Source organism: Paenimyroides baculatum (assembly GCF_008629655.1).
GTDB classification, from domain to species: Bacteria; Bacteroidota; Bacteroidia; order Flavobacteriales; family Flavobacteriaceae; genus Flavobacterium; species Flavobacterium baculatum.
Window position 1 is genome coordinate 43,596 of the sequence record NZ_VWSG01000014.1, and the last position, 9,615, is coordinate 53,210.

General features: G+C 37.9%; 4 protein-coding genes. 2 read left to right on the forward strand and 2 right to left on the reverse strand.

From position 1 onward, the window contains the following. Positions 1 to 10: 10 nt before the first annotated feature. Together F0460_RS14440 and F0460_RS14445 are read left to right on the forward strand one after the other, a co-directional pair. On the forward strand, positions 11 to 895 hold the full coding sequence (locus F0460_RS14440) for an OmpA/MotB family protein (protein WP_190304165.1): 885 nt from the start codon (positions 11 to 13) through the stop codon (positions 893 to 895). Between the two features lie 48 nt (positions 896 to 943). Beyond that, positions 944 to 2,242, forward strand: a complete 1,299-nt coding sequence (locus F0460_RS14445) for a mechanosensitive ion channel family protein (RefSeq protein WP_150014477.1) — start codon at positions 944 to 946, stop codon at positions 2,240 to 2,242. A gap of 98 nt (positions 2,243 to 2,340) precedes the next feature. On the opposite strand, the gene F0460_RS14450 is transcribed toward F0460_RS14445, so the two are convergent. Together F0460_RS14450 and F0460_RS14455 are read right to left on the reverse strand one after the other, a co-directional pair. After that, a complete protein-coding gene (locus F0460_RS14450) occupies positions 2,341 to 6,897 on the reverse strand; it encodes an Ig-like domain-containing protein (RefSeq protein ID WP_150014479.1) in 4,557 nt (1,518 codons plus the stop codon). Between the two features lie 264 nt (positions 6,898 to 7,161). Beyond that, positions 7,162 to 9,615, reverse strand: a 2,454-nt coding sequence (locus F0460_RS14455; protein ID WP_190304163.1) for an Ig-like domain-containing protein, incomplete at its 5' end; no start/stop codon positions are given.

The following is a 9,615-nucleotide window of genomic DNA, read 5'->3' on the forward strand; positions in this document are numbered from 1 at the left end:
AAAAACATTTATAAATATGAAAAAAATAGTATTGGCAGCATGCTGCATACCACTTTTAACAGGCTGCGTTACCAGAAGATTGTACAACGAATTAGACGCAAAATATAAAAATTGTGCCGAAGAACTAGAGCGTTTAACAGGCGAATCATCTGATTTAAAATCGCAATCGTTTGATTTGGGAACAAAAAATCAATCATTACAAAGTCAGTTAGAAGATGCTGTTGCCGAACGCGATAAATTAAAAGTTGCCTACGATCAACTGCAAAAAGAATACGGCAGTTTAGAGAAAAACAGCGATCAGGCAATCAAGGCAGAAATTGAACGTTTAAACAGTTTAAAGAAAGAATTAGACGGAAAATCGTCTCGTGTCGCCGAATTAGAAGGAAAGTTAGCTGCACAAGACAAAAACCTGCGCAATTTAAAAGAATCGCTTTCTAAAGCGTTGTTTGAATTTGAAGGAAAAGGTTTAACAGTTGAACAGAAAAACGGAAAGGTTTACGTTTCAATGGAAAACAAATTGTTGTTTCCTTCAGGTAGTTGGACAGTGAGTAACGAAGGTAAAAATGCGGTTGAGCAATTGGCTGAAGTTTTAGCAAAAAATCCTGATATTGCTATTTTGATCGAAGGGCATACCGATAACGATAAAATCATGGGTAATTTAGGTGGCGGTATCACAAACAACTGGGATTTGTCAACCAAACGTGCTACGGCAATCGTAAACATTATCGAACAAACCAACGGCATCGACAAAAAGAACCTTACGGCAGCCGGACGCAGTGAATTCGCTCCGATTGCATCGAACAGTTCCGCAACAGGTAAGGCTAAAAACCGACGAATAGAAGTTATTTTAACTCCGAAATTAGACGAAATATCTAAATTATTAAACGACTTATAAAAACAAAATCCCGAGGTAACATCCGGGATTTTTTTCAAATACATTTACATGAACGAATTACAAAGCACCATTTATTCCTTTGGCTACAATTTATTAAAAAACACAGGCTTAAACAGTCAGGCATCGCATTACATCAACACCATTTTACTTTTATTGGTATTTTTTGTACTGCTGTATTTTACAGCCTTTGTACTGCGTAGAATTTTAATGCTGGTACTTATAAAAACCATTCGCAGAAGCAAAACCCGTTTCGACGATTTTTTAATTCACAACAAAGTACTTAAATACCTTACGTATTTAATTCCGCTGATAATCGCAAAACAGTCGTTACCCCTCATATTTACAGGCTTTCCGCAAATAACGCACATCACAGTAAAAATGGTAGATATTGCACTGATTATTGCTTTTACCTTACTGCTAAAATCGATTTTTTATACTTTTAAAGATGTACTACACAGCCGCAAACGATTTACAGACAAACCTTTAGACAGTTACTTTCAGGTAATTTCAATAGTACTGTATATTGTTTGTGCCATTTTGATATTTTCTGAATTAACGGGTAAAGAACCTTATGGTTTACTAACTGCTTTAGGTGCAGCATCGGCAATTGTGATTTTGGTTTTTAAGGATACTATTCTGGGATTTGTTGCAAGTATTCAGGTATCATCAAACGATATGGTTCGTGTGGGCGATTGGATCGAAATGCCAAAGTACGGTGCCGACGGAAGTGTTTTAACCATTAATTTAAGCACCGTAAAGGTTCAAAATTTCGATAAAACCGTAACTACAATTCCAACCTACGCACTGATAAGCGACTCTTTTAAGAACTACAGAACCATGCAAAAATCGGGTGGTCGCCGAATAAAAAGATCATTAAATATTAAAATGGGCTCAATCCGTTTTTTAAAAGAAGATGAGATTGAAGATTTAAAACGAATCAAACTTTTAAAATCATATATCATCGAACGTCAGAAGGAAATAGTAAATTATAACCTTAACCATGTTGATGACCCTACAATGCTGGTAAACGGCCGAAGAATGACGAATATTGGCTTGTTTCGTGAATACATAAAGCGTTATTTGCTTAACAACAGTAACATTCACAAACAGTTCCATTTAATGGTTAGGCACATGCAACCTACCGAACATGGTTTACCTATTGAAATTTATGCCTTTACAAACACGGTAGAATGGCCTAAATATGAAGGAATTATGGCTGATATTTTTGATCATGTTTTAGCTGTGGTTCCGTACTTTAAGCTCGAACTTTTTGAACTGCCAAGTGCCGCCGATATACACGATGTACTTTTAGCAACCTTCAATGAAAATAAAAGCAACCTAACTTAAAGGTTGCTTTTAAAATTTAGATAATTACGATTTAATATAAATAAAAACAGGCGGGTTTTCACCCGCCTTGTTTTTATAATTAATGTGTTTCATTAATCTTACTTCTTAACGATTTTCACAAACTGTGAAGCCTTCGCTGTTTCTATTTTAACAAGATAATTACCTGCACTTAATCTGCTTAAATCAACTTTTACTTCATTGCCTTGATAATCGTTTCCAAATACTCTCTGTCCTGTTATTGTAAATACTTCAACTTTCTTGATTTCTTCAATATAGCTGATATTCAATTCAGAATCTACAGGGTTCGGATAATATTTCAATTGTGTAAGATCTAATTCTGCATTGCTTAAGTTTATCGTTACTGTTACTGCTGTTGGCACAGCACTTCCACAATTGTTAGCTCCTGTCAATATCCCGTAATACGTAGTTTGATCTTGTAAAGGATGTGTTGATGCCAATTGGTTCACTTGCTTAACAGCATCATTAAAACTTGCAAACCAGCTTACGTTTGATTGATTCATCTGTAAATCAGATACCCTTGCTGCAAACCCAAACAATTGATTCGACTGACCTGTAGCACTTGCTGGTCGTGCATTTACATTTACCGACACATTTGTTCTCGGTGAAATACATCCCGAAACCTCATGTGAGATATAGTATGTACCCGATTTTATTACAAAGGTATCAGGTAAAGCTGTTGTTGTGGTATTATTTACATACCAAACATAAGTACCTGTACTTGGGTGCAAATCTGCAATAGTATTACCGTCACATGTTGCTATAGAGGTCATTATTGGAGCACTTACACTTGTAACTTGGACAGAAACCGCTATACGTACCGATTCACATGCACCTATTACCTGTTGTACATAATAGGTTCCTGTTGAAACTTGAGTTGTTCCCGCCAATGGTATCATTGACTGTAATGAAGTGTACCATTTTAATGTTGCAGATGGATCTTTTACCACTACCACATCATTCAATGTACTGTTTCCACACATCACTTGTGATGTTGCTGTAGGTGCAGCTACCGCTGCAGCTACCGTTACCTGAATTGCCTGTCTTGTAGACTCGCACGTTCCAACTACAGAGCTTACATAATAAGTAGCGGTAGTTAACAATTGGCTTGAAGGTAGTTGCACTGTGCTGGTTGAACTGCTGTACCATCTTAATTGGGTATAGTTAAAACCGTCAATTGTCATGTTTTGAACTCTGGTATTGCTACAAACATTTAACTGTGTCGTAGTCAATGGTGTTCCTTGGTTTAATGTAACTTGTACTCCCGTTCTGGTTGCACTTTCGCATGTGCCTACTGTTTGCGATGCGTAATAAGTTGTTCCAGTTGTCAATACCGTAGTTCCTGGTAACAAAGTACCACCATTTGCAGCATTATACCATTTTATGTTACTTCCTGTTATTACCATATTTGCCAAGGTTGCGTTTTGACCTATACAGAAACTTTGATTTACTGCCACCGGTGGATGTACAAAAGCAGGTTCTGTTATAGTGAAACTTTGGGTTATCGTACAGTTATTTGCATCGCTTACCGTTAAAATATAAGAACCTTTTGCTAAACTAGTTAGCGATGTTCCTGTTTGTCCGTTTGACCATGAATACGTGTAAGGTGCTGTCCCGCCACTCACAATTACACTTGCTGTACCATCTACTTGTCCGTAACATGATATGTTAGTACTGGTTACAGCTGCAACTAATGCCGTAGGCTGGGTAATTGATACCGTTGCGGTTGTTTTACAACCGTTAGCATCGGTAATGCTTACAGTATAGTTACCTACATTAAGATTTGTTGCGTTAGCACTCGTCATTCCGTTTGACCAGAAATACGTATAAGGTGATGTGCCGCCTATTACACTTACCGTTGCCGTTCCGTTACTTGCAAAATTACATGTAATATCTGTTTTAGCCATGGTTGTTGCCAAAGCTAAAGGCTCGGTAATCGTAAAACTCTCCGTAATAATATTTAAGGTTGAATCGGTTACTGTTACCGTATAAACACCCGCTGATAAGTTTGATACCGTTGAAGCAGTTGCCCCGTTACTCCACAAATAGGTATAAGGTGCGTTACCGCCCATAGCAACTATCCCCGCAGTACCATTAGCACCCGCGTTACAACTTACATTGGTTTGTGATACAGACTGAACCATTAATGGGATTGGTTGTGTTATTACAAAGTCTATAGCAGATGTACATCCGTTTGCATCGGTTACTGTTACTGTATAAGTTCCCGCAATTAGATTGGATGCTGTTGCCCCGGTTGCTCCGTTACTCCATAAATACGTGTATGGTGCTGTTCCTCCCGCTACTGATACGGTTGCAGATCCGTCATTGCCGCCATACCAACTAACATCGGTCTGTGCACTGTTGGTTGCTATCAAAACTGCTGGTTGTGTAATAGTTATACTTTCTGTTCCTGTACAGCCGTTTGTATCTGTAATTGTTACTGAATAAGTCCCCGCAGCTAAATTTGATAATGTTGCACCCGTTGCTCCTGTATTCCATAAATATGTATATGGAATAGTGCCCCCTGTTGGTGTAACTGTGGCAGACCCACTATTTCCTCCATTGCAACTTACATTTGTAGCTGCAATTGCCCCAACTACAATATTAGGTTGCCCAATGGTCACACTTGCTGTTGCTGTTAAGTTATTTGCATCTGTTACCGTAACGGTATATGTTCCAGCTGTTAAACCTGTTGCTTTAAAACCTGTACCTCCTGATGGTGACCATGAATAGGTATATGGTGGCGTTCCCTGTGCCGGAATTGCTGTTGCTGTTGCTGTATTACCTCCAAAACAAACATTATCTGTTTTCGTAGTAGTTACTGTTGGTGGCGGTGTATTCTCTACAAACACATCAGTTATATGAAAATCATAATCAGGAACATCATCTACCCCTTCTGTTGCTTTAAATCCTACACGAACACTTTGCCCTACATATGATGAAGGAATTGTAACTGTATAATCAGTTAATACATTTGTTAAGCTAACTGTATTAGCTGCATTAAATGTATATAAGGGAGTCCAAATTACACCACATGGATCTGTGGAAATCATAATTTCTACTTTATCATCTGTACCTTGCATACCTTCTGGATCAACATTACCATTATTGTAATTTGTAATAGCAGCTTTAAATCTAACTCTTGAAAAAGCATTTACAGTTACTGTAGGTGAGACAATCCAATCCTTTTTAGTATTGGAAAATAAATTAACATTTGCAGTAGGAACTGATAACACACTACTGCTTGTCCAACCAGAGTCAGAAGCTGTTACTGTCAATGGTCCATCCCCTTTATATTCCTCCCATCCAGGAAATACCGTCGCAAGATTATTATTATTATACCCTGCAAAGTTTGTTGAAGCCGGTAAAGCTGCAGCAATTTGAAAGAAAGTTGGCTTTTGATTTCCTGCTAATGGTGTTGCATACCAATAACCATAAGGAGCTGCCGACCCGCATCGAACATATTCATAAACCTGCACATAATAGATTGTATTACAGGTTAATCCTGTGACAGTAACAGATGCCCCTGTACCATCATACACAATTTGTTCACCTGTACCTGTAAAAGCAGCAGTAGCAGTATGTGCTGGCCCAGTTCCATTGGTTCGTGCTACAAAAGTATTTACCGGGCTTATCACTACTAATCTTCTATTACCATTAGCGTTAGTCCAACCAATCGTCATGCTTGTTGACTGTATATTTGTAAATGCCAGGGCAGTGGCTGAAGTTGGTGATGCTGCCATTAAAACAGTATGTACAGTTGAATAGGCAGATTGCGTTGAATTGGCGCAAGTAGCTTTTAAACGGTAATATTTGTTTGTAGTACCCATAAAAGTTGGTGGTGAATATGTTAAAGTATTCGCTCCTGTTCCACCTACAGCATTGCTCCATGGATCTGCTACCCCATTATCATCTGATTCTTCCCACTGGTAAGTAATTCCTGAAAAACCAGGATTAGAGAATGGTACTGAAATAGCAGTTGGAGTTCCTCCGTTACAAATTATTTGATTTACAATAGAAACACTCCCTCCTATTGGTGTCCCTGTACAGTTTGGTAATGATGGAAATGTAAATTGAATATTTGGTCTATTATTAGTTAATGTTCCTATACCAGTAGGTGCTGTTGTATCAGCTCTAACATACATGTGTCTATTAGTAGCAGTACTATATCTGATACTATTTCCTGAACTTGTTGTAGAACCTGACCCTCCAAAATTTGCCTCAACAAGAACTAATAAGTTAGATGTTCCTGTATAATTAAATGTTGCAGTAGTCGTAAAATCGTTCCAACCTACAATTGGAGTCATAGTACCATCATAAACTAAAGTTGCTCCTGTTGTTAATGAACTCCATGTAGATGAATTTAGTACTGTAGTTGTATTAGGAACTTCTTTTAGATAGATTTTTATCGGTCTACTACCAGCTCCAGCAGTATTTGCATACCAAGCCAACTTTGTTATATTTCCTGAATAAAGAATTTCGTCAGAGCTATATAGGGAAGCCGACCGTTCAAACCCATAATAATTCCCTAAAGGATAGATTTGAGTACTTGTTCCTGTCCCTACTGTAATGGTTTGTTGTGAAAAACCAGTAAAAGCCAACAAAAGAGTTAAAAATAATAAGTAAATTTTTTTCATAAATTAAAATTTAAAATTAATCATTACAAAGAAAAAAAATTGAGAAATTGAGAATTTTAGATTAATTAAAGAATATTATTCTCAAAAAACACTATAACGATTCGTAGTATTTTAACATGTTGCCCCCAACAAAAACAATTTAACTTTTTCTTAATAATGGATAAATATATAAAAAATTTAATAGTAAAGACAAATCTTAACACAAAAAAACAAGGCGGGGAAATTCCCCGCCTTGTCTATTATACTTAATTTGTTTGATTAATCTTATTTCTTAACAATTTTTACAAACTGTGAAGCCTTCGCTGTTTCTATTTTAACAAGATAATTACCTGCACTTAATCTGCTTAAATCAACTTTTACTTCATTGCCTTGATAATCGTTTCCAAATACTCTCTGTCCTGTTATTGTAAATACTTCAACTTTCTTGATTTCTTCAATATAGCTGATATTCAATTCAGAATCTACAGGGTTTGGATAATATTTCAATTGTGTAAGATCTAATTCTGCATTGCTTAAGTTTATCGTTACTGTTACTGCTGTTGGCACAGCACTTCCACAATTGTTAGCTCCTGTCAATATCCCGTAATACGTAGTTTGATCTTGTAAAGGATGTGTTGATGCCAATTGGTTCACTTGCTTAACAGCATCATTAAAACTTGCAAACCAGCTTACGTTTGATTGATTCATCTGTAAATCAGATACCCTTGCTGCAAACCCAAACAATTGATTCGACTGACCTGTAGCACTTGCTGGTCGTGCATTTACATTTACCGACACATTTGTTCTCGGTGAAATACATCCCGAAACCTCATGTGAGATATAGTATGTACCCGATTTTATTACAAAGGTATCAGGTAAAGCTGTTGTTGTGGTATTATTTACATACCAAACATAAGTACCTGTACTTGGGTGCAAATCTGCAATAGTATTACCGTCACATGTTGCTATAGAGGTCATTATTGGAGCACTTACACTTGTAACTTGGACAGAAACCGCTATACGTACCGATTCACATGCACCTATTACCTGTTGTACATAATAGGTTCCTGTTGAAACTTGAGTTGTTCCCGCCAATGGTATCATTGACTGTAATGAAGTGTACCATTTTAATGTTGCAGATGGATCTTTTACCACTACCACATCATTCAATGTACTGTTTCCACACATCACTTGTGATGTTGCTGTAGGTGCAGCTACCGCTGCAGCTACCGTTACCTGAATTGCCTGTCTTGTAGACTCGCACGTTCCAACTACAGAGCTTACATAATAAGTAGCGGTAGTTAACAATTGGCTTGAAGGTAGTTGCACTGTGCTGGTTGAACTGCTGTACCATCTTAATTGGGTATAGTTAAAACCGTCAATTGTCATGTTTTGAACTCTGGTATTGCTACAAACATTTAACTGTGTCGTAGTCAATGGTGTTCCTTGGTTTAATGTAACTTGTACTCCCGTTCTGGTTGCACTTTCGCATGTGCCTACTGTTTGCGATGCGTAATAAGTTGTTCCAGTTGTCAATACCGTAGTTCCTGGTAACAAAGTACCACCATTTGCAGCATTATACCATTTTATGTTACTTCCTGTTATTACCATATTTGCCAAGGTTGCGTTTTGACCTATACAGAAACTTTGATTTACTGCCACCGGTGGATGTACAAAAGCAGGTTCTGTTATAGTGAAACTTTGGGTTATCGTACAGTTATTTGCATCGCTTACCGTTAAAATATAAGAACCTTTTGCTAAACTAGTTAGCGATGTTCCTGTTTGTCCGTTTGACCATGAATACGTGTAAGGTGCTGTCCCGCCACTCACAATTACACTTGCTGTACCATCTACTTGTCCGTAACATGATATGTTAGTACTGGTTACAGCTGCAACTAATGCCGTAGGCTGGGTAATTGATACCGTTGCGGTTGTTTTACAACCGTTAGCATCGGTAATGCTTACAGTATAGTTACCTACATTAAGATTTGTTGCGTTAGCACTCGTCATTCCGTTTGACCAGAAATACGTATAAGGTGATGTGCCGCCTATTACACTTACCGTTGCCGTTCCGTTACTTGCAAAATTACATGTAATATCTGTTTTAGCCATGGTTGTTGCCAAAGCTAAAGGCTCGGTAATCGTAAAACTCTCCGTAATAATATTTAAGGTTGAATCGGTTACTGTTACCGTATAAACACCCGCTGATAAGTTAGATACCGTTGAAGCAGTTGCCCCGTTACTCCACAAATAGGTATAAGGTGCGTTACCGCCCATAGCAACTATCCCCGCAGTACCATTAGCACCCGCGTTACAACTTACATTGGTTTGTGATACAGACTGAACCATTAATGGGATTGGTTGTGTTATTACAAAGTCTATAGCAGATGTACATCCGTTTGCATCGGTTACTGTTACTGTATAAGTTCCCGCAATTAGATTGGATGCTGTTGCCCCGGTTGCTCCGTTACTCCATAAATACGTGTATGGTGCTGTTCCTCCCGCTACTGATACGGTTGCAGATCCGTCATTGCCGCCATACCAACTAACATCGGTCTGTGCACTGTTGGTTGCTATCAAAACTGCTGGTTGTGTAATAGTTATACTTTCTGTTCCTGTACAGCCGTTTGTATCTGTAATTGTTACTGAATAAGTCCCCGCAGCTAAATTTGATAATGTTGCACCCGTTGCTCCTGTATTCCATAAATATGTATATGGAATAGTGCCCCCTGTTGGTGC

What these genes read in the sequence shown, in the direction of transcription:
- F0460_RS14445 (WP_150014477.1), top strand. Translation starts at nt 944, where the DNA reads ATGAACGAATTACAAAGCACCATTTATTCCTTTGGCTACAATTTATTA.
- F0460_RS14450 (WP_150014479.1), bottom strand. Translation starts at nt 6,897, where the DNA reads ATGAAAAAAATTTACTTATTATTTTTAACTCTTTTGTTGGCTTTTACT.